This is a genomic window from Oscillospiraceae bacterium, from assembly GCA_025757685.1.
Classification (GTDB): Bacteria; Bacillota; Clostridia; order Oscillospirales; family Acutalibacteraceae; genus CAG-217.
Genome location: CP107220.1, coordinates 217,213 through 237,141 on the forward strand (window position 1 = coordinate 217,213; position 19,929 = coordinate 237,141).

Annotated in this window: 21 protein-coding genes; 17 read left to right on the top strand and 4 right to left on the bottom strand. The window is 54.5% G+C overall.

What is annotated here, in order from left to right:
- Window positions 1-13: 13 nt before the first annotated feature.
- The 4 genes from OGM59_00930 to OGM59_00945 all read left to right on the top strand — a co-directional run bounded on the left by OGM59_00930 (window position 14) and on the right by OGM59_00945 (window position 4,114).
- Window positions 14-1,291 carry an aminotransferase class III-fold pyridoxal phosphate-dependent enzyme gene (locus tag OGM59_00930; protein UYI91062.1) on the top strand — a complete coding sequence of 426 codons (1,278 nt, stop codon included), beginning with the start codon at window positions 14-16 and terminating at the stop codon, window positions 1,289-1,291.
- Between the two features lie 69 nt (window positions 1,292-1,360).
- Complete coding sequence (locus OGM59_00935) at window positions 1,361-2,254, top strand: transketolase (GenBank protein UYI91063.1); 894 nt, start codon at window positions 1,361-1,363, stop codon at window positions 2,252-2,254.
- Window positions 2,255-2,257: 3 nt separating this feature from the next.
- Window positions 2,258-3,271, top strand: coding sequence for a transketolase family protein (locus tag OGM59_00940; protein UYI91064.1), 1,014 nt, complete (start codon window positions 2,258-2,260; stop codon window positions 3,269-3,271).
- Window positions 3,272-3,319: 48 nt separating this feature from the next.
- A complete protein-coding gene (locus OGM59_00945) occupies window positions 3,320-4,114 on the top strand; it encodes a hypothetical protein (GenBank protein ID UYI91065.1) in 795 nt (264 codons plus the stop codon).
- Window positions 4,115-4,253: 139 nt separating this feature from the next.
- On the opposite strand, the gene OGM59_00950 is transcribed toward OGM59_00945, so the two are convergent.
- Window positions 4,254-4,748 carry a hypothetical protein gene (locus tag OGM59_00950; GenBank protein UYI91066.1) on the bottom strand — a complete coding sequence of 165 codons (495 nt, stop codon included), beginning with the start codon at window positions 4,746-4,748 and terminating at the stop codon, window positions 4,254-4,256.
- Window positions 4,749-4,844: 96 nt separating this feature from the next.
- Here OGM59_00950 and OGM59_00955 point away from each other — a divergent pair, with 96 nt between their 5' ends.
- The 6 genes from OGM59_00955 (at window position 4,845) to OGM59_00980 (ending at window position 10,668) form a co-directional block, all read left to right on the top strand.
- A complete protein-coding gene (locus OGM59_00955; protein UYI91067.1) occupies window positions 4,845-5,513 on the top strand; it encodes an SDR family oxidoreductase in 669 nt (222 codons plus the stop codon).
- A gap of 129 nt (window positions 5,514-5,642) precedes the next feature.
- Window positions 5,643-5,771 carry a hypothetical protein gene (locus OGM59_00960; protein ID UYI91068.1) on the top strand — a complete coding sequence of 43 codons (129 nt, stop codon included), beginning with the start codon at window positions 5,643-5,645 and terminating at the stop codon, window positions 5,769-5,771.
- 371 nt (window positions 5,772-6,142) lie between these two features.
- Entirely contained in the window at window positions 6,143-6,592 is a 450-nt protein-coding gene (locus OGM59_00965) for a CtsR family transcriptional regulator (protein ID UYI91069.1), read from the top strand.
- A gap of 13 nt (window positions 6,593-6,605) precedes the next feature.
- Window positions 6,606-7,157 carry a UvrB/UvrC motif-containing protein gene (locus OGM59_00970; GenBank protein UYI91070.1) on the top strand — a complete coding sequence of 184 codons (552 nt, stop codon included), beginning with the start codon at window positions 6,606-6,608 and terminating at the stop codon, window positions 7,155-7,157.
- Window positions 7,158-7,159: 2 nt separating this feature from the next.
- Entirely contained in the window at window positions 7,160-8,158 is a 999-nt protein-coding gene (locus OGM59_00975) for an ATP--guanido phosphotransferase (GenBank protein UYI91071.1), read from the top strand.
- 50 nt (window positions 8,159-8,208) lie between these two features.
- Window positions 8,209-10,668, top strand: a complete 2,460-nt coding sequence (locus tag OGM59_00980) for an ATP-dependent Clp protease ATP-binding subunit (protein UYI91072.1) — start codon at window positions 8,209-8,211, stop codon at window positions 10,666-10,668.
- Between the two features lie 68 nt (window positions 10,669-10,736).
- On the opposite strand, the gene OGM59_00985 is transcribed toward OGM59_00980, so the two are convergent.
- Complete coding sequence (locus OGM59_00985) at window positions 10,737-11,207, bottom strand: threonine/serine exporter family protein (GenBank protein ID UYI91073.1); 471 nt, start codon at window positions 11,205-11,207, stop codon at window positions 10,737-10,739.
- Window positions 11,204-11,983: a threonine/serine exporter family protein gene (locus tag OGM59_00990; GenBank protein UYI91074.1), complete on the bottom strand. Its 780-nt coding sequence runs from the start codon at window positions 11,981-11,983 to the stop codon at window positions 11,204-11,206. The genes OGM59_00985 and OGM59_00990 overlap by 4 nt, the downstream gene beginning before the upstream one ends.
- Window positions 11,984-11,997: 14 nt before the next feature.
- On the opposite strand from OGM59_00990, the gene OGM59_00995 reads away from it, so the two are divergent.
- The 7 genes from OGM59_00995 to OGM59_01025 all read left to right on the top strand — a co-directional run bounded on the left by OGM59_00995 (window position 11,998) and on the right by OGM59_01025 (window position 18,186).
- The gene (locus OGM59_00995) at window positions 11,998-12,231 is read left to right on the top strand and encodes a hypothetical protein (protein UYI91075.1); all 234 of its coding nucleotides are present in this window, start codon (window positions 11,998-12,000) and stop codon (window positions 12,229-12,231) included.
- A 30-nt stretch (window positions 12,232-12,261) separates the two neighbouring features.
- Window positions 12,262-13,224, top strand: coding sequence for a 2-oxo acid dehydrogenase subunit E2 (locus OGM59_01000; protein UYI91076.1), 963 nt, complete (start codon window positions 12,262-12,264; stop codon window positions 13,222-13,224).
- A 96-nt stretch (window positions 13,225-13,320) separates the two neighbouring features.
- Complete coding sequence (locus OGM59_01005) at window positions 13,321-13,884, top strand: hypothetical protein (GenBank protein UYI91077.1); 564 nt, start codon at window positions 13,321-13,323, stop codon at window positions 13,882-13,884.
- Window positions 13,885-14,107: 223 nt separating this feature from the next.
- A complete protein-coding gene (gene hypB, locus OGM59_01010) occupies window positions 14,108-14,776 on the top strand; it encodes a hydrogenase nickel incorporation protein HypB (protein ID UYI91078.1) in 669 nt (222 codons plus the stop codon).
- Between the two features lie 18 nt (window positions 14,777-14,794).
- Complete coding sequence (locus tag OGM59_01015; GenBank protein ID UYI91079.1) at window positions 14,795-17,494, top strand: FAD-dependent oxidoreductase; 2,700 nt, start codon at window positions 14,795-14,797, stop codon at window positions 17,492-17,494.
- Between the two features lie 2 nt (window positions 17,495-17,496).
- Entirely contained in the window at window positions 17,497-17,841 is a 345-nt protein-coding gene (locus OGM59_01020; GenBank protein ID UYI91080.1) for a hydrogenase maturation nickel metallochaperone HypA, read from the top strand.
- A gap of 3 nt (window positions 17,842-17,844) precedes the next feature.
- On the top strand, window positions 17,845-18,186 hold the full coding sequence (locus OGM59_01025; protein ID UYI91081.1) for a hydrogenase maturation nickel metallochaperone HypA: 342 nt from the start codon (window positions 17,845-17,847) through the stop codon (window positions 18,184-18,186).
- 132 nt (window positions 18,187-18,318) lie between these two features.
- On the opposite strand, the gene OGM59_01030 is transcribed toward OGM59_01025, so the two are convergent.
- Window positions 18,319-19,734: a glycoside-pentoside-hexuronide (GPH):cation symporter gene (locus tag OGM59_01030; GenBank protein ID UYI91082.1), complete on the bottom strand. Its 1,416-nt coding sequence runs from the start codon at window positions 19,732-19,734 to the stop codon at window positions 18,319-18,321.
- Window positions 19,735-19,929: the final 195 nt, after the last annotated feature.

Genomic DNA, 19,929 nt, shown 5'->3' on the forward strand with positions numbered 1-19,929 from the left:
GAGGTCTTTTAGAATGAGTAAATTTCCTGAATATAAGCATGAAAAAAGCCAGGAGTGGTTTAATCGGGCACTGAACGCCATTCCCTCCGGCGTGTACGGGCATTTGGGCCCCAGCGAGGGTCTGTTCCTGCCCATTACCAAGTGGCCGCTGATGTCCCAAAAGGCCAAGGGCACCTATTTTTGGGATGTAGACGGCAACAAGTATTTGGACTTTATGTGCGCTTACGGCCCCAATGTGCTGGGCTATTGCGATGACGATGTGGACGCCGCTGCCATGGAGCAGTTAAAGACCGGCAACTGCACCACTTCTCCCTCTTACAAAATGGTAGAGTGCGCCGAGTTGCTGATCGACACCGTGAACACCGCTGATTGGGCGTTCTTTATGAAGAACGGCTCCGACGCCACCACTTTCTCCGTGATGTGCGCCCGTGCGCATACCGGCAAAAAGAAGATGATGTTCTTTAAGGGCTATTACCACGGCGATTTCCAGTGGGCCCAAAAGGTGGACTACCCGGGTATTTTGCCGGAGGAAGTAGAGAACAATGTGGTGGTGCCCTGGTTTGACCTGGACGCTATGCAGAAGGCCTACGACGAGGCAGGCGGCGACTTTGCCGGCTTGATTGCCCAGCCCTATGACCACGGCAACTTTAAGGACAATGTGTGTGCCACACCGGAGCAGTGGAAAGCGGTTCGTAAGTTCTGCGACGACCACGGTATGGTGCTGATTTTTGACGATGTGCGTACCGGTTTCCGTTTGGATCTGGCCGGTTCCGACCATTACTATGGCATTAAGGCAGACTTGATCTGCTTCTGTAAAGCCCTGGCCAACGGCTACAATATGTCTGCTGTTTGCGGTCAGGAGCATATGAAGAATACCGCTTCTTCCGTGGTGTATACCGGCTCTTACTGGATGAGCGCCGAACCGTTCGCCGCCTGCCTGGCTTGTATTCCTAAGATGAAGAAGCTCAACACGCCTAAGATGTTCCGGGAAATGGGCACCCAGCTGACGGACGGCTTTGTGGCTGCCGGTAAGCAGCACGGCTTCGACCTGGTGGTGTCCGGCGAGCCGGCGCTGTTCTATCTGCGCGTTGCCAACGATGAAAGCCTGATGCTCCACCAGGAGTGGATCGCCGAGTGCGTCAGCCGCGGGCTGTTCCTGGCGTCTCACCACAATCACTTTATGAATGCCGCGGTTACCCAGGATGATATCAAGCTGGCCATCGACATTGCCGAGGACGCCTTCGGCGTTGTGGCTGCCAATCATCCGGAGATCCCGGGATTAGTGAAATAAACCAATCATTTTTGCCGGGTCTGTGCAAGGGGGCACGGCCCCGGTAACAACAGAAAGGGAGGACTTTGAATGCCTGCTGATTTCAAGCCATTTGACAAAGCCGAGTGGCTCCGCCTGGAGAAAAAGGCGGACGAGTTAAGACGACTGACCGTGCAGACCACCGTTTGGGGCGGTTCCGGCCACATCGGCGGCGCCATGAGTGCCATGGACGCCATGACCATTCTCTATCACCGCTTTATGAAGCTGGATGTAAACAACCCGGACATGGAGGACAGAGATCGCTTTGTGCTCTCCAAGGGGCATGCGGCTGTGGGCTATGGCCCGGTGATCTGCGACTACGGCTTTATGCCGGTGGAGGGGCTGCACAACTTTAACCTGACCGGTTCCAAGTTTGGTATGCACCTGGATAAGAACAAAATCAAGGGCATCGATTGCTCTTCCGGCTCTTTGGGTCACGGCCTTTCCCTGGCAGATGGCTTTGCCCTGGCAGGCCGCGTAAAGGGTCAGGACTATATGGTCTATTGCCTTACCGGCGACGGCGAGCTGAATGAGGGCTCCAACTGGGAGGCTGCCATGACCGCTGCTCAGTTTAAGCTGTCCAATGTGGTGGTGCTTGTGGATAACAACAAGTGCATGATTGACGGCCGCGTGGACGATGAGATGAAAGTGGAGCCGCTGGATAAGAAGTTCGAGGCCTTTGGCTTTAAGGTAAAGCGCGTAGACGGCCAGAATATGAAGGAGCTTAACGATGCCATTGAGGACGCCATCGCCAATCACAAAAACGGCGGCGACCAGCCCTATTGTATCGTGATGGATACCTTTAAGGGCGCCGGTATTGACTTTATGGAGGACGATTACCACTGGCATTACGGCGCACTGGACGAGGCAAAAGAGAAGGCTTGCTACGAGAGCCTGGATAAGTATTACAAGAAACGCTGCGAGCGTGCGGAACAGGAGGGCTAAGCCATGGCAAGCGGAATGACTTATACAATGACGGAGACCACCGCCCTCTCTACGGCGGAATATTACGGCAAGGCGCTGTGCGAGCTGGGTGCGGAGCACCCGGAAGTGGTGGCGCTGACCGCTGACCTGGGCAAATCCACCAAGATCGGTATGTTTGGCGAGAAGTTCCCGGATCGTTTCTTCAATGTGGGTATTGCAGAGCAGAATATGTTTGGCGTGGCAGCCGGGCTGGCGCAGAACGGGCTGATCCCCTTTGCTTCTACCTTTGCTATTTTTGCTTCTGCCCGCTCCCTGGATCAGGTACATACGGATATTTGCTATCAGAATGTACCGGTTAAGATTATTGCTACCCATGCGGGTACTTCATTCGGTCAGGCGGGCTCTACCCACCATGCTTTGATCGATATGGCGTGCATGCGCTCTCTGCCCCACATGACCGTGATCTGCCCTTGCGACGGCGCAGAGACTTATCACGCGGTTAAGGCAGCGTACAGCTATCCCGGCCCGGTTTATATTCGTATCAACCGCGGCTTTGACCAGATCGTTTATCCCAAGCTGGAGGAGTGCACCTTTGAAGTGGGCAAGGCCAAGGTCATGAACGAGGGCACAGATATTACCGTGATTGCCTGCGGTTCTTGCGTGTATCAGGCCATGCAGGCTGCCCAGATGGCAGCGGCTGACGCCGGACTGAAGGTGCGTGTGCTGAATATGCATACCATTAAGCCTCTGGATGAGAAAGCTGTAATGTCCGCCATTATGGACACTCGCCGGATTATCACCGTAGAGGATCACACCGTGATGGGCGGTTTGGGCACCGCTGTTGCTGAGGTGGTTGCCAAGAGCGGCAAGGCCTGCGTTATGCGGATGCTGGGCCATCAGGATGAATTCTCCACCATCGGTCTGCACGAGGACCTGATGTCTCTTGCAAAGATCGACGCCAACGGCATTGCCGACACCATTGCCGAAGTGATGCACGCCGATTTTGAAGCGGACGACGCTTGGGACGACGAATTCTAATTCGCGCACAGATGTTAAAACTTCAAAATCAAGAAAGGATGTGCCAGTATGGCAAGTGATACCACACGCTACACCAACAAGGTGTTTATGACCGGCGCCTTGCCGCTGCTGAAGACCATCGCCAACGATGTGCCGGAGCTGAAGAAGAAATTTGAGGGCGTCAACGCCGTGTACCAGGTTTCTGCTATGGCTAACGCACAGGACAAAGAGGCGATCCACTTTATCATCGAGGATGGAGAGTGGACGGTCAAACTGGGTGAGTACTTGGGGCAGCAGAAGATTGACGCCGAATTGCAGTTCTCTTCTATGGAGAAGATGAATGCGTTTTTTAAGGGCAATATGAGCGCCCTGCCCAAGATGAAGATCAAGAGCTTTGGCAAGTTTATCAAATTTATGATGGTCCTGCTGAAGATGAGTTCTCTGCTGGGTATTAAGGAACCGCCGGAAGATGAGCAGCTATGTCTGCTGCTGACCAAGCTGTATTTTTATTTGCTGTCCTCCGGCATCAGCCAGTTGAACAAAATGGGTCACCCGGCTATTCGGGATTGGACTTCCAAGAGCCCGGACCGCGTGTACCAGTGGGCTGTGGAGGGTCACCCGGAGTGCACCGCTTACCTGCGCATTAAGGCAGGCAAGTCCCGTGCCGGCCGTGGGGAGTATAAGCGCTCCAAGCCGTTCTTCTGCATGAAGTTCGACACCGCCCAGCACGCGCTGATGATCCTGCTTGGCACCGGCGATATGCTCCAGATGACCAAGGATAAGCAGCTCATCATGGAGGGCGCGCCGGAGTTCGGCGCCATGATCGGCGAATACATGATGATTGTGGGCGACCTGGCCTCTTAATTTTCTAAACGCCTTGCGGCACCTCTTTACGGGGTGCCGCTTTTTTTGTTTTGATTGCGCTTTATAAGGTATGAAAAGGCGGACAAAACAAAACCGCCCCTATGCTGCATGGTAGCAACAGGGGCGGCTCTTGACATTCTTAATTTTTCTTTTCGTTTTCCAGTTCCTGCTGTTCTTTATAGAACATGTTGGCCTTAACATACACTTGAATATAGCCGTTGATCACTTCGGCCAGTTCGCCGGCAGAGTAGGGGTTGGGCAAAATGTGCTCGTCGTCGTCGATCACCACCGGCCCCCGTTCAAAGTCGTTAAAGGTGGGCATTAGACTATAATTCTCTGCGGTCTTTACAATAGAGATCAGGGTGTAGTCCGCTGTGGCGTTAACAAAGCCCTTTTTCTTGGTATATTTCTCAATGGTGGACAGGTCGCTCTGGTCATTGTGCTTCTTGGAGTAGCAGGAGTCGATCACTTCCTCAATAAACTGCTCCAGCCGTTCCTCGCTGTACGGGGCTTTCAGCAGATGCACCTTATCAATATCCGCTATGCCGTACTTGTCGCTTTCGCCGCAGGGAATGCCGATCAGGTTCTCGTCTTCGTCCACATAAAGGGAGATGGTATAAAATGCTTTTTCCATATACAAAAATCACCTTTTCCGTTGGTTCTCTCCCTTATTATATCGGATTGCGTTGAAAAATACAACCGTTTGTGCTAAACTGGGAACGGTGATTGTATGAAACAAGTTTTAATAACCGGCGGCGCTACCGGCATTGGTGCGGCTACAGCACAGGTGTTTTTGGAACGGGGCTACCGCGTGTTCGTGACGGTGCACCAAACGGCGGCGGAGCTGCCGGGAGTGACGGCGATCCCTTGCGATATTACGGACCCGGCGGACGTGGAACGGTTGTTTGCCGCGGTGGGCACGGTGGATGTGCTGGTGAATAACGCCGGGATCAGTCTGATTCGCCAAATTCAGGATACCACGCCGGAGGATTATGACGCCCTAATGGGGGTCAACTGCAAGGGCGTGTTCCTGTGTAGCCGGGCGGCAGCGGTGGATATGCTCCGCCGCCACAGCGGCGCCATTGTAAATGTGTCCTCCATGTGGGGGCAGGTGGGCGCCTCTTGTGAAACGGTGTATTCCATGAGCAAGGCCGGGGTTATCGGCTTCACCCGGGCGCTGGCCCAGGAGCTGGCGCCGGAGGGCATTGCCGTCAACTGTGTGGCGCCGGGAATCATTGATACCCGTATGAATGCCTGCTTTGACCGAGCAGAGCTGGAGGCCCAGGTGCCTATGGGTCGACTGGGCACACCCTGGGAGGTGGCAGAGGCTGTGCTGTACCTGGCAGAGAGTCCGTATGTGACCGGCCAGGTGTTGGGGGTCAACGGCGGTATTGTATAATATAATAAAATGAGCGTAGGGCGCAGAGGCGCCGCGTAGGGAATGTGCGCGGCTTTTCTGCGCCCTCTGTCACACCTTTTGCCGTCTTTCATAGTATGGTTTAGAAAGGCGAAAGGAGGTACTACGGTTATGGGTTGTGGTTGCAATAACGGTTGCGGCTGCGGATCTTCCTGGATCGTGATTTTGATTATCATCCTGTTGCTCTGCGGCGGTTTCGGTAACTGCGGCTGCGGTAATGACTGTGGCTGCGGCTGCTGATTATCCGGTCGGCGCAAGGTGTGCACGGCATGCCTTGCCGTACATAATAAGATCAAAAAATAGGGGAGTACCCATAGCGCCGATGGTCAAAGATCGGCGCTTTTTTTGCACATATTTTTGCCAAAGACAATGAAAGTCAAAAAATATTTATGCTAAAATTCCGCATAACCAAGCCGAAAATCGGGCATACTCTCCTGGAAGGTCAAAAAAAGTCAAAAAAGTTCTTGACTTTCTCTGACCTTTGTGCTACTATGATGACAGAAGGTCAAAGAAAGTCAAAGTCAGAGTGTGAACGAGCGCAAGATCAACAATGGCTCCTGTATCCCTCTCGCCGGGCTTTCCACCTTCATTAGATAGGAAGTGATTGGAAAATGAAGATCAGTGATGTGATCGCAGATATGATTCTTGATATGTTTGATGACAACAAATCCACCGTTCAGATCCAGCGCAACGACCTGGCGGCGCGGGTGGGCTGTGTGCCCAGCCAGATCAATTATGTGATCACCTCCCGGTTTACACCGGAGCAGGGCTACCGCATTGAGTCCAGGCGTGGCGGCGGCGGGTGTATTCTCATTACCCGTGCCGACAGCAAGAACCAGGCGCTGATGGCGCTGATCAATTCCATTGGTCCTGCCATAGATGAAAAGACGGCCAAGGCTCACCTGTACAACCTGCACTACCAGGGCTTGATGGACGCCCGCAGCGCCAAGATCATGGAGTCGGCGCTCACCGGGTGGAACCAGCACGGCGTAGACGAGCAGGTGTTGGACCAGATACGCGCCCGTCAATTTAAACAAATGCTGCTTGCATACATCAATTAGGAGGTTATTTGTTATGCGTTGTGAACATTGCAATCAAAACGAGGCAACCACTTATATTAAACAGAATATCAACGGCAAGGTGACCGAGATGCACCTGTGTCGGGATTGTGCCGAGAAGTTAGGTGTCTTGGAGCCCATGCACAGCAATATGGGCCTTGGCTCTATGTTTGAGGGCAGTTTCTTCGGCAACTTCCTGGGGGCCGGGCTGGCGGCCATGAACGCCCTGACAGGCGTGGATCGCTGCGACTACTGCGGCTCCACCTTTAACGATATTATCAACACCGGCAATGTGGGTTGCGCCCACTGCTATGACCGGTTTGCAGACAAACTGGAACCCAGCATTCGCAAAATCCACGGTGCCACCCGCCATATTGGTAAGAATATTTCTTACACCGAGGAAAAGGAACCGGTGAACAACGCCAAGGCGAAAGAACCGGCGGCAGAGAAGCCCCAAAGTGAGCGGGAGCGCTTGCAGGCGGAACTGGACAAGGCGGTGCAGGAGCAGCGCTATGAGGACGCAGCGGTGCTGCGTGACCAAATCAAAGAGCTAAAGCCGGAGGAATAAAGATGAATAAGTGGTACAGCGGCGAGGGCAAAAATTCAGATGTAGTGGTGGGTGCTACCGTGCGCCTGGCCCGTAATTTGGCAGACGCCCCCTTTCCCATTCGTATGAACAACGAGATCCGCAGAAACACGGTGAAGAAAATCTTTGCCGCCGTGAAGAATTCTCCCTATGCCGGGGAGTTCGATCTGGTGGATCTGAGCGCCGTGTCTTCGGCGCAGGCGTATGCCTACGCGGAGCAACAGCTGATCAGCCGTCGCTTTGCTCGGCAAAAGGATCAAAGTGCTTTTTTGCTCAGCAAGGACGGCAGCGCCAGCGTGATGCTTTGTGAGGAGGATCATATTCGCTTACATGTGCGTGCTGCCGGGCAGGACCTGGAGGGCGCTTACGCCAAGGCGGATAAACTGGACGACGCCCTGCTGGAGCGGTTACCCATTGCTTTTGATGAGCGGCTGGGCTTTTTAACAGCTGTGCCCACCAATTTGGGCACCGGTATGCAGGCCATGCTGGATCTGCACCTGCCGGCACTGGCAGGTCAAGGGCTCATTGACCAGCTGACGGTGATGATCGGCAAGCTTGGACTGTCGCTGCAACCTCTTTATGACGGCCACGGCAGCTTTTATCGGCTGACGAACCAGGTAACGCTGGGCATTACCGAGAAAGCGGCCATTGATAATGTAAATGCCATTTGCGACCAAATCGTGCGCCAGGAGCGCAATCTGCGTCAGCAGCTGCAACAGCAAGACGCCTTTTTGGATCGTATTTACCGAGCTATGGGCACGCTGCAAATGGCTCGTGCTTTGAACCAGGACGAATTTTTTGACCTGGTGTCGCTGCTGCGCCTGGGTATTTCTCTTGGCGAGAGCAGCAAAACATACAGCGATGTAGGCGAACTGATCCAAAAGGTGCAGAACGCCACCATTGCAGCCGCTGCCGGGGCAGAAGTAACTGCCGACGCAGTGGATAAGATCCGCGCCGGACTGGTGCGGCAGGCTTTGGCGTAAAAAGGAAAGCGGAATTTCCTCTTGCACCAAGGCAATAAGGAGGATTTACCATGTATAGATTTAACTATTTTACCGAAAAAGCAAACCATGTGATCAACCTGGCCATTACCTCCGCAGAGGAGTTGGGCCATAACTATATCGGCAGCGAGCACTTGCTGCTGGGGATCTTGAAAGAAGACGCCGGCTTAGGCGCCCAGGCGCTGCGTGAAAGCGGTGTGCAGACCGAAGATGTGGAAAAGCTCATCAAGGAGAATATCGGCGTAGGGGAGCCTACCCGGTTGACCCCGGACGACTTTACGCCTCGATTTAAGCGTATGTTGGAGCTGGCGTTTCAGATTGCCCGCGGTATGATGCATTCCTTTGTAGGCACGGAGCACCTGTTGCTGGCACTGCTTAAGGAGACGGATTCTTACGGCTACAAGTTCCTGCTGGCACTGGGCGTGCGCCCGGAGGCGCTGGTGGAGCAGCTGTTCTCCGGTCAGGAGACGCAGCCGGACGGCAAGACCGCCGGCAAAAAGGGCAAGACCAAGACACCTACGCTGGACGAGTTTGGTCGTGACCTGACTGCGCTGGCCGAGGGCGGCAAGATCGATCCGGTGATCGGTCGTGAAAAGGAAATTGAGCGGGTCATTCAAATTTTGTCCCGCCGCAGCAAGAACAATCCCTGCCTCATCGGTGAGCCGGGCGTTGGTAAAACCGCCATTGCCGAGGGGCTGGCGCTGAAGATCGTCAAGCACGAGGTGCCGGAACTGCTGGAAGGCAAAAAGATCGTGGCGCTGGATCTGACCTCTATGGTGGCCGGCACAAAGTACCGTGGCGACTTTGAGGAGCGAATTCAAAAAGCCATGGACGAGGTAAAGCAAGCCGGTAACATTATTTTGTTTATCGACGAGGTGCACACCTTGATGGGCGCCGGGTCTGCCGAGGGCGCAACGGACGCTGCCAATATCTTAAAGCCCGCTTTGGCTCGTGGTGAGATCCAAGTGATCGGCGCCACCACCATTGACGAGTACCGCAAGAATATTGAAAAGGACGCCGCTTTGGAGCGCCGTTTTCAACCGGTAACCGTGGGCGAGCCTACCGAGGAGCAGACCGTGGAAATTCTGAAAGGTCTGCGGGATAAGTACGAGGCCCACCATAAAGTGAAAATTACCGACGCCGCTATTGAGAACGCGGTGAAGATGAGCAGCCGATACATTGCCGATCGGTTCCAGCCGGATAAGGCCATTGACCTGATTGACGAGGCCTGCTCTAAAGTACGCCTGGCCGCTTATACCGCGCCGCCGAACTTGAAAGAGATGGAGACGGAGATCAAGCGGTTGGCTGCAGAAAAGACCGCTGCCGTGCGCAGCCAGAACTTTGAGCAGGCGGCAGAGCTGCGGGACAAAGAAAAGAGCCTGCAAGACCTGCTGGATCAGGAAAAGGAGAAGTGGAAGAACACCTCTTCCCACGATGTAAAAGAAGTGACCCCTGCGGATATTGCCGCCGTGGTGTCCGGCTGGACGGGTATTCCGGTACAGCAGATCACCAAGGAGGAGTCCCAGCGGCTGCTGCAACTGGAAAAGATCCTGCACCAGCGGATCGTGGGTCAGGATAAGGCCGTATCGGCGGTGGCGCGCGCCATTCGTCGTGGTCGTGCGGGGCTGAAAAACCCCAAGCGTCCGATGGGTTCTTTCATCTTCCTTGGCCCCACCGGCGTGGGTAAGACGGAGCTTTGTAAGACTTTGGCCGAGGCGATGTTTGGGGACGAGAACGCCATCATCAAGCTGGATATGAGCGAGTATATGGAGAAGCACACGGTCTCTAAGCTGATCGGTGCGCCTCCCGGGTATGTGGGCTTTGACGAAGGCGGCCAGCTGACGGAGAAAGTCCGCAGAAAGCCCTACTGCGTGGTTCTGTTTGATGAGATCGAAAAGGCCCACCCGGATGTGTTCAACATGCTGCTGCAAATCCTGGAGGACGGTGTGCTTACCGACTCCCAAGGCCGCAAGGTCAGCTTTAAGCACGCAGTGATCATTATGACCTCCAATGTGGGTGCGTCTAAGATTACCGACAGTCGTCAGGCCTTGGGCTTTGGCGATGACAAGGACGCCGCCAAGACCATTGAGGATCTGGTGATGGAGGAACTGAAAAAGACCTTTAAGCCGGAGTTTCTGAACCGTGTGGATGAGATTGTGGTGTTCAACCAGCTGGAGAAGCAGGACATTCAGGAGATCGCCCGCCGGATGTTGAAGGCTCTGAATAAGCGCCTGGCAGACCTGGATGTGCAAGCCACCTTTACGGACGCGGCGGTAGATGCGCTGGCAGATAAGGGCTTTGATAAGGTGTATGGCGCGCGGCCTTTGCGCCGGGCCATTCAGACCCAAATTGAGGACCCGCTGTCCGAGCTGCTGCTGGAGGATAAGATCCACGGCACGGTGACAGTGGACTATAAGGACGGTGCGTTTACCTTTGATTCGCCGACCGATAAAGACAAACAAGAACAGCCTGCGGCACCTGCTGCGGACTGATCCGAGCAACACAAAAGCCCCTTGCGGCCAACGCCGTAAGGGGCAATTTTTTATATTGCGGTTTGTTTTTAATCCTGCGGCGGCGCAGGGGATTTGCGGTTGCATTTCTCCTGCAGCTTGAGAATATAATAGAACACCACAGCGGCTGCTACCATACCGGTGACCATACCGAATGTGACCAAAATGGTGGTGGTACCGTTCTTGGTGAACAGGGCGCGATCGCCGCCCACCAGCCCGGCCATGGTGTAGTACAGCGGGCCGCCGGGCAGCAAGGGAATGATGCCCGGGATCAGGTAAGTGTTGGACGGCGCCTTAAGCACCCGTGCCATGGCTACGGACCAGAAGTACACCACTGCCGTGGCAACCACATTGGCGGCAAACACATTGCCCCACAGGTGGAAGCACAGCAGATACACACCCCAGCCCAGGGCGCCGCCAAAGGTGGCAGCCGCCACATTGCGTTCGCTGACCCGGAAGTAAATGGAAAAGCCCAGGGTGCCGATGGCGCCCATGAGAATTTGAATAAGTGCTGCTTTCATACCGTTGCACCTCCCATCACCAGGAACGCCAGAGCGTAGCCTCCGGCAATGGCCAGTGCCACCAGCACCGCCTCAATCAGTCTGTACAGCCCGGTAACAATATCCCGGTTGAACATCTCCTTAATGGCGTTCACTAAAAGCAGACCGGGGATCAGCAACATAATGTCACCGATCATAATTTTGTCTGCCTGGTGACCTAAGCCCAGGCGGGTGAGCCCCAGCGCCAGCAGCCCGGAGACGAACCCGGCCACAAAGGTGTAGATCACATTGTGGATCTGCCGCAGCTTCAAATGATAATCCATCAGGTAGATCACAATGGCAATGGCGGCTGCTGCCAGCCCGTCCCGCAGATCGCCGCCGTAAAAGACGGAGAAACCGCCGGCTGCCAGCATATAGCCCAGGCACTTGATCACCGGTTTGGGCTTGCCTTTTTTGTACTGGCGGATCTGCCGGGTTAGGTCCTCTACATCCGGTACCTGGGCGCAAATGCGGCGGGAGAAGGCATTCAGCTCCTCTAACCGACCCAGGTCCGTGCCGTAACTTTGCACCCGCACAGATTGGGTGTAGTGATTGCCGTCCTTGTCCCGAATGGTGGCCACGATCAGGCTGGTGACGGCGTAGATTTCGCAGTCGGTAAAGCCGTAGGCAATGCAAATGCGCCGCACGGTGTCCTCCACCCGCTTGACCTCGGCGCCGGTTTCTACCAGGCGGCGCCCAATCTCCAGTGCATCCTCTAAGAACAGCTCACAGCTGTGTTTGTCCATGGTGTCGATCATACGAAGCCCCCTCTATGGGTATTATCGCAAAAATGCCCGCTCCGGTCAATAGATATTGGCAAAAAGGCGAAAATATGGCGCAACCAAGGGAAATGCAACCGCCAGTTGCGAAGATTTTTTCAAATGTAAAGCAGAGTATGTTGCCGCAACCGACCAAAATGGGTATGATGAGAGTGTCCTCAGGGGAAAGCCCGGGACACCAATACAGTCAGCAAGATCCCGCAGCGGATCTCCGCAATACAATTTGAAAACACCGTGAGTAAAGGAGATGCACAAGTATGAAAATCACAAGAACCGAACACTTCGACATTCAAAGAAAGATTGTTGCCAATATGACCACCGAGAGCTGGGAGCAGATTCCCCATGTGGCTTATGTATATGAGGCGGATGTAACCGACCTGATGACCGAGTTTAAGAAACTGCGCTCTACCAGCAAAACCAAGATCACCCTGAATACGGTTTTGATGAAAGCCATCATTGAGGGGCTGAAAGCGGCACCGGTGATGAACAGCCACCTGAACTACAACCGCAAGCTGGTGCGCGGCGAGCTGAAGACCTTTGAGGACATTAACATTTCTATGCCCATGCTGCTGCCGGACGGCAGAATGATGACCGTCAACCTGCGGGACTTTCAGAATAAATCCCTGCTGGCTATGACCGATTACATTGCCGATGTGACCCGCAGAGCAGAGAACACCAACCTGAACGAAGTGATGTTTGATGTGTCCCTGGACAACACCATTACCGGTCTGAAACAGGGGAAAGTAAAACAGACCGTTAGTCGGCTGATCGGCTCTAAGACCGGCAAGCACAAGGTGCACACGCTCCGCGGCGCTGCCAAAAAAGCTTATTACAGCATTCCGGAGAAAGACCGTCTGACTAAGAAAGATATTGAGCAGGGCACCGTTACCATTTCTAACCTGGGCTCTCTGTACAGAGGACAGAGCGGCTACGGCACCTTGATCGAGATTGTGCCGCCCCAGGTGTGCGCATTCGCCCTGGGCGCTGTGCAGGATAAGCCGGTGGTGGTCACCGATAAGTTCGGCAACAAGACCATTGAGGCTCGCCAGATCTTGCCCATCACCGTGGTGTTTGACCACCGTGCGCTGGACTTCGGCGATGTGATCCCCTTCCTGAAGAAGATGGACAGCATCTTTGCACACCCCCAGGTGATCCAGGCGTGGAAAGGCCAGGAGCGCGTAAAGGCCGTTGTGGCTACCGAGGGCGAGGGCGTGGCCTAAGTGCGCTGAAAGTATAAAGAGCGGTTCTGCTGCGGCAGGACCGCTCTTGCACTTTTTACCCGCCTTTGGTACAATGGCGGTAGAGGGGGTGTGAATATGAACAGAAAAGTAGATTTTTGGTGCGGTGTGTGCATAGCTTTGCTGGCAGTATGCACCGCTTGCTTTTCCCTGATTTATGTAAAAAGCCATAATGCGGTCTGTTTTTCGCTGGCAATTACATGCGGCACCTTTACTTATCACACGGCCATGCGCTTTGCCATGGGCTGGGTCGTCGGCCGCCACCGAGTGCCGGTGAACCCGCAAGGGCGCTGGTTTCGCCCACATCCCTGGGAGCCGGGGCTGTATGCCCGCCTGGGGGTCAAGCGGTGGAAGCACCGGGTGCCCTCCTATAAGCCCTACGATATGCACGGCGATCTGCAAGCGGTGGTAATGCAGATGTGCCGCAACGAGTTGGCACACGAAGTGATGGCGGCTCTGAGCTTTGTGCCCCTGTTGTTTTGTCTGTTTTGCGATGATCCGGTGGCAAACCTGCCGGTGTTTCTCATCACCTCTGTATTGGCGGCTGTGGCGGATTTGATACCGGTCATCCTCCAGCGTTACAACCGCCCGCGGCTACAACGGCTGCTGCGGCGCCGCGAGCAAAAGGCGGGGAGCAAATAGAAAACATGACGGCAGACACTTTTTGTAGTCTGTCGTATTTTTTATTTTGGCAACTGGTCATACCACGAACCAACTATCCAAAAACAAAAACATTTTATCTAAAAAATAACCGCCCAATGTGGGCAAAACGGCAAAAAAACACCGGGGCATTGTGAATGGATTGACAATCTTTGGCGTTCATATTATATTATACATAATATATGCGAAATACGGAGAGGTGTTTATGGAAGCGTATAAAGTCATTGAGATCAAAAAAAGCGTGTTTGAGAGTAACGACCGGGAGGCGGAGAAACTTCGGGCCGAGCTGAAAGCAGAAAAGACCTTTTTGGTGAATCTGATGTCCTCCCCGGGCAGCGGCAAGACCACCACCCTGCGGGGCATGATCGGCCGCTTGCAGCAGGAGATGCGCATCGGTGTAATGGAGGCGGATATTGACTCGGATGTGGACGCCAAAACCATTGCAGAGACCGGGGTGCGTGCCATTCAGCTGCATACCGGCGGTATGTGCCATCTGGACGCAGGCATGACCCGCCAGGGGGTGGAGAACCTGGGTACGGCGGATCTGGATCTGGTGTTCTTGGAGAATGTGGGCAATTTGGTGTGCCCTGCCGAGTTTGACACCGGCGCTGCCAAAAATATGATGATCCTGTCTGTGCCGGAGGGAGACGACAAGCCTCTAAAGTACCCGCTGATGTTTACCGTGTCCGATGTGGTGCTCATCAACAAGATCGACACAAAGAGCGTGTTTGACTTTGACGATCAGGCGGTACAGGAGCGGATCTTAAAGTTGAACCCGCAGGCCAAGATCTTTTTTATCTCTGCCAAGACCGGCGAGGGTATGGACGCAGTGTGCGATTGGCTGCGGCAGCAAGTCCGGGACTGGAACGCATAAGTACGGAGGGAGAAGACGATGGCTGAAGAGAGAGAATTGATCCTCAAACTTGGTCAAAAAATCACGGACCGGATCGGTCACAAGGTGACGGTAGAGGATCCGGAGTATTACGGCTTGGCCTGCGTAGTCACGGACGAGATGGCAGAGATCGCGCTGAAGATGAAGGTACGCAAGCCCATGACCCTGGACCAGGTGGCAAAAGCCACCGGCAAGAGCAAGGCGTATCTGGAGCCGCTGCTGCAAGAGATGAGCAGCATTGGCCTGTTGGAGTATAATTGGGAGAACCCCAGCCGCATCAAGCAGTATGTGCTGCCCATGTTCGTACCCGGCAGCGCCGAGTTCTTTAATATGAAAAAGGATCAGATCGACGCTCACCCGGAGTTGGCCAAGTTCTTTGAGCGTATGACCTTCTTACCGCTGGAGAAGATCACCGCCATGGTGCCCCCCGGCGGTGCCGGTATCGGTATGCATGTGATCCCGGTGGAAAAGGCCATTGAGACGGAAAATCAATCTGTCGATGTGGAGCATATTTCCCACTGGTTGAAGAAATATGAGGGCAAGTATGCCGCCGGTCCCTGCTCCTGCCGTATGAGCCGCGCCAAGCTGGGCGAGGGCTGCGGCGATGATGCCGAGGACTGGTGCATCGGCGTAGGCGATATGGCGGACTATTTGGTAGAGACCAACAAAGGCCATTATGTGACCTACGATCAGGTGCTGGAGATCTTGCAGCGTGCCGAGGACAACGGCTTTGTGCACCAGATCACCAACATTGACGGTGAGAACAAGATCTTTGCCATCTGCAACTGCAATGTGAATATTTGCAATGCCTTGCGGACTTCTCAGTTGTTTAATACGCCCAATATGTCCCGCTCCGCGTACATTGCCAAGGTGGACAAGGCGCAGTGTGTGGCCTGCGGTCGTTGTGTGGAGTATTGCCCCGCCGGTGCGGTGAAGCTGGGTCAAAAGCTGTGCACCAAGGACGGCGGCACGGTGACCTATCCCCGACAGGAGTTGCCGGATAAAATCAAGTGGGGCCCGGAAAAGTGGAGCCCGGATTACCGGGACAAGAACCGGATCAACTGCTACGACGCCGGCACGGCGCCCTGTAAGACCGCTTGCCCGGCCCATATTGCCGTGCAGGGGTACTTAAAGCTGGCAGCCCAGGGTCGCTACAAGGACGCTCTGGCGCTGATCAAAAAAGAAAATCCGTTTCCTGCCGTTTGCGGTCATGTGTGCAACCGCCGGTGTGAGGACGCCTGCACCCGCGGCACCATTGACCGTGCGGTGGCGATTGATGAAGTGAAGAAGTTTATCGCCCATCAGGATCTGATTGCAGAGCACCGCTATGTGGCGCCCAAGGTGATCCCCTCTAACAAGGGCGGCTTTGATGAGAAGATCGCCATTATCGGCGGCGGCCCGGCCGGCCTGTCCTGCGCCTATTATTTGGCAGAGAAGGGCTATACCCCCACCGTGTTTGAGAAGAACGAGAAGCCCGGCGGTATGCTGGTGTACGGTATTCCGTCTTACAAGTTAGAAAAAGATGTAGTGGCTGCGGAGATTGATGTGATCCGTGAAATGGGTGTAGACATTCGCTGCGGCGTGGAAGTGGGCAAGGATATTACCTTGGACGAATTGCGCGCCCAGGGCTACAAGGCCTTTTATATCGCTATTGGTTGCCAGGGCGGCCGCAAGGCGGGTATTCCCGGTGAGGACGCCCAGGGCGTCATGACCGCTGTGGACTTTCTGCGCACCGTTGGCGGCAACCCGGATTACCCGGTAGAGGGTGAAGTGGTTGTAGTTGGCGGCGGCAATGTGGCGATTGATGTGGCCCGTTCCTCCGTGCGCTGCGGTGCAAACAGCGTGTCTATGTTCTGCCTGGAGAGCCGGGACGCTATGCCTGCCTCGGCTGAAGAGGTGGAAGAAGCCCGGGTGGAGGGCGTAGATGTGAACTGCGGCTGGGGTCCCAAGGAGATCTTGACGGAGAACGGCAAGGTCACCGGTATTGTGTTTAAAAAGTGCCTGTCCGTGCTGGACGAGAACGGCCGCTTTGCCCCGGTTTATGACGAGAACCAGACCAAGACTGTGGCGTGCAGCCATGTGTTCCTGAGCATTGGTCAGGCGATTGAATGGGGTCACTTGCTGGACGGCTCCAAGGTGGAGCTGGGTCGCGGCAACGGCGCTGTGGCAGACAGCCTGACCTATCAGACGGCACAGGAAGATATTTTTGTAGGCGGCGATGTATACACCGGCCCCAAGTTTGCCATTGACGCTATTGCAGCGGGAAAGGAGGGCGCCGTGTCCATTCACCGATTCGTGCAGCCCAACACCAGCCTGACCATCGGCCGTAACCGCCGGGACTTTATTGCGCTGGATAAGGAGAATATCTCCGTGGCCCAGTACGATACCGGCGACCGCCAGGTGCCCGGCGTGGACAAGAGCATTGACCAAAAGCATTCCTTTAGAGACGCACATCTGACCTATACAGAGGCCCAGGTGAAGGCGGAGACCGCTCGCTGCTTAGGTTGCGGCGCCTCTGTGGTGGATCCCAATAAGTGCATCGGCTGCGGCGTGTGCACCACCAAGTGCGCCTTTGACGCCATTCACCTGCACCGGGAGCTGCCGGCAGCCAGCAAGATGGTGCGCTCGGAGGATAAGATGAAGAGCATTTTGCCTTATATGCTGAAGCGCGAGATCAAAATTCGCTTTAACAAGGAGTAAGTATGCACGAGTTGGGCATCGTATTCCATATTATTGATACTGTGGAGCAGGTGGGGCGCGAGAACGGGGTAACGCAGGTGCGCTGCGTTACGCTGGATGTGGGTCAGGTGTCCGGAATTGAGGACCCCTATTTGATGGACTGCTGGCGCTGGGCGGCGGATCGATCGGAGATGCTGCGAGGCGCCCGGTTGCAGATTGATACGGTGCATGCCGTCACCCTGTGCGACGCCTGCGGCAAGACCTATGATACTGTGCCCCAGGGGCGCACCTGCCCCTATTGTGGCAGCGGGGACACCCACTTGCTGCAAGGCAATGCATGCAGTATACGAGAAATTGAGGCGCGATAGAGAATGCACGAGTTGAGTATTGTGTATGAGCTGTACCGCACGGTGACCCAGCTGGCCGCAGAGGCCGGGCTGCACCGGGTGGAAGCGGTGCGCCTGCAAGTGGGGGAACTGTCCGGTGTGGAGGGTCCGTACCTGCGGGAGTGCTGGAATGCTGTGGTGCGAGATACGCCGCTTCGTTCTACCCGGTTGGAGCTGGAGCACCTGCCGGCTATTGCCATGTGTGCGCATTGTGCCCGCTTGTATGCTCATTTGGCCTGTGCCCGCACTTGCCCCCGTTGCGGTAGCCACGATCATCTCATTTTGTCCGGCCGCCAATTTCTCATCGACCGGATCGAGGGGTATTAAAAATCAGCCGACGACCGTGCGTCTGTTCGCGCAGTCGTCGGCACCGGTGTGCCGGAGCAAACTTATAAATAGGCAAATAAAAAAACAGATACACGCCGGTGTATCTGTTCTTTTTATGCTTATTTGGGTGGGTTATTCTTCGTTTTCGCGGATTTCTTTCAATTGGGGTTGCAAAACGGCCAGCTTTTTCTTGGACAGGTTGTAGCCGAATCCCAGCAAAATCGTCAATAGAGTCAGCGTAATGGCCGGTACAAGGGTGGAAATGTCATAGAGCTTATTGAGCACATCCTCCGGCAGCGCCGTGTTGTTTGCAGAAGCGGTGCTATCGTAGTGGATCACCGCCAAAAGGGCATTGAGTCCAACACCGGCCAGGGTTTGCCCCAGCTTTCTGGCAAAGGAGACAACTGCATAGGCGGTACCTTCCTCCCGACGATGGGTACGAATCTCGTGGTAGTCAATCACGTCCATTACCAGCGCCCACACCTCCAGTACCAGGAAGGTCTGGCCCAGGCCGGAGAAGAAGGTGAACACCAAAAATACATAGGGATTGTCGGTTTTGATAAAGAACAGAATAAAGCTGACCAGTGCCGCAAAGCCCATACCAAAGGCGCAAAGCTCTTTTTTGCCGAACTTGTCGATCAGCTTGTTCATAATAGGAATTAAGATGGCCATGGGCAAGTAGGTGCAGATGGTCACCAGTGCGTACAGCTGCGCGCTGTGGTAGTAGTCCGCAAACAGGTACTGATAGGTGGCTTGATAATAGAACTGAAACGCGATCAGCAGCATGGACACCAGGCAAAGCATCACAAACGGTCTGTTCTTTGCCAGGTCGCCAATCGCCTTAAAGGCGTTGTAGTCGCCTTTTTTCTTTTGAATCGGTGCGATCCTCTCCTTGGTCAGCTTGTAGTGACCGAAGAAAATCACAATGGAAAGAATAGCCAGGATCAAAACGCCGATGGTCAGTTTGTTACCGTCCAGCGTTTGAATTTTGGTGCCGTCGGCGGCGACGGTGGTGTTGTATACCAGCATGGGAAAGAGAATGGTGCTCGGCAAGCCGCCGAGGCCGGCGCCGATGGAACGCCACATGGACAGGGAGGAGCGTTCTTTCTCGTCATCGGTGACCACGGAGGCCAGCGAGCCGTAAGGAATGTTGACGCAGGTGTACATCATACCGTACAGAATGTAGGTGATGTAGGCAAACAGCAGGTATTTGGCCGCACTCAAATTGGGAATGACCGTAAACATCAGCACCGCAGACACCGCCAGCGGAATGGAAAACCAAAATACATACGGGCGGAATTTGCCTTGCTTGGTGGGTTTTCTGGAGTCAATGAACGCACCCCAAATGGGGTCGTTGATGGCGTCCCAAAGTCGTGCCACCAAAATCAGAACCACGATCTTGGCAGGCTGAATGTGCAGCACATCGGTGTAAAACTTGTTTTGAAATGCACCGATCAGTGAGAAGGTCAATAGGCCGCCCATGTCGCCCATGGCGTAGCCGATCTTGTCCTTAAACTTTATGCCGTGTGTTAAACTCTTTTCGCTCATAAAAATCCCCCTTCATTTGTGAAAAGATATTGAATGAAAACCAATTTCAAGTCCCTGGGCAGTGCACAAAAATATAGCGCGTTTTCCCCTGCCGGCAGGGCACTTAAACAGGAAGTGCAAATCAGCGTGTGGTTTGCTAAGTGAATGGATCGTATATATGTTCCTTTCTATATAAATGAACACGGTTCATTATGT

Bases quoted from the DNA above. Each gene is read 5' to 3' on its own strand.
- OGM59_00930 (UYI91062.1), top strand. From the start codon at position 14: ATGAGTAAATTTCCTGAATATAAGCATGAAAAAAGCCAGGAGTGGTTT.
- OGM59_00935 (UYI91063.1), top strand. From the start codon at position 1,361: ATGCCTGCTGATTTCAAGCCATTTGACAAAGCCGAGTGGCTCCGCCTG.
- OGM59_00940 (UYI91064.1), top strand. From the start codon at position 2,258: ATGGCAAGCGGAATGACTTATACAATGACGGAGACCACCGCCCTCTCT.
- OGM59_00945 (UYI91065.1), top strand. From the start codon at position 3,320: ATGGCAAGTGATACCACACGCTACACCAACAAGGTGTTTATGACCGGC.
- OGM59_00950 (UYI91066.1), bottom strand. From the start codon at position 4,748: ATGGAAAAAGCATTTTATACCATCTCCCTTTATGTGGACGAAGACGAG.
- OGM59_00955 (UYI91067.1), top strand. From the start codon at position 4,845: ATGAAACAAGTTTTAATAACCGGCGGCGCTACCGGCATTGGTGCGGCT.
- OGM59_00960 (UYI91068.1), top strand. From the start codon at position 5,643: ATGGGTTGTGGTTGCAATAACGGTTGCGGCTGCGGATCTTCCTGGATC.
- OGM59_00965 (UYI91069.1), top strand. From the start codon at position 6,143: ATGAAGATCAGTGATGTGATCGCAGATATGATTCTTGATATGTTTGAT.
- OGM59_00970 (UYI91070.1), top strand. From the start codon at position 6,606: ATGCGTTGTGAACATTGCAATCAAAACGAGGCAACCACTTATATTAAA.
- OGM59_00975 (UYI91071.1), top strand. From the start codon at position 7,160: ATGAATAAGTGGTACAGCGGCGAGGGCAAAAATTCAGATGTAGTGGTG.
- OGM59_00980 (UYI91072.1), top strand. From the start codon at position 8,209: ATGTATAGATTTAACTATTTTACCGAAAAAGCAAACCATGTGATCAAC.
- OGM59_00985 (UYI91073.1), bottom strand. From the start codon at position 11,207: ATGAAAGCAGCACTTATTCAAATTCTCATGGGCGCCATCGGCACCCTG.
- OGM59_00990 (UYI91074.1), bottom strand. From the start codon at position 11,983: ATGATCGACACCATGGACAAACACAGCTGTGAGCTGTTCTTAGAGGAT.
- OGM59_00995 (UYI91075.1), top strand. From the start codon at position 11,998: ATGGGTATTATCGCAAAAATGCCCGCTCCGGTCAATAGATATTGGCAA.
- OGM59_01000 (UYI91076.1), top strand. From the start codon at position 12,262: ATGAAAATCACAAGAACCGAACACTTCGACATTCAAAGAAAGATTGTT.
- OGM59_01005 (UYI91077.1), top strand. From the start codon at position 13,321: ATGAACAGAAAAGTAGATTTTTGGTGCGGTGTGTGCATAGCTTTGCTG.
- hypB (UYI91078.1), top strand. From the start codon at position 14,108: ATGGAAGCGTATAAAGTCATTGAGATCAAAAAAAGCGTGTTTGAGAGT.
- OGM59_01015 (UYI91079.1), top strand. From the start codon at position 14,795: ATGGCTGAAGAGAGAGAATTGATCCTCAAACTTGGTCAAAAAATCACG.
- OGM59_01020 (UYI91080.1), top strand. From the start codon at position 17,497: ATGCACGAGTTGGGCATCGTATTCCATATTATTGATACTGTGGAGCAG.
- OGM59_01025 (UYI91081.1), top strand. From the start codon at position 17,845: ATGCACGAGTTGAGTATTGTGTATGAGCTGTACCGCACGGTGACCCAG.
- OGM59_01030 (UYI91082.1), bottom strand. From the start codon at position 19,734: ATGAGCGAAAAGAGTTTAACACACGGCATAAAGTTTAAGGACAAGATC.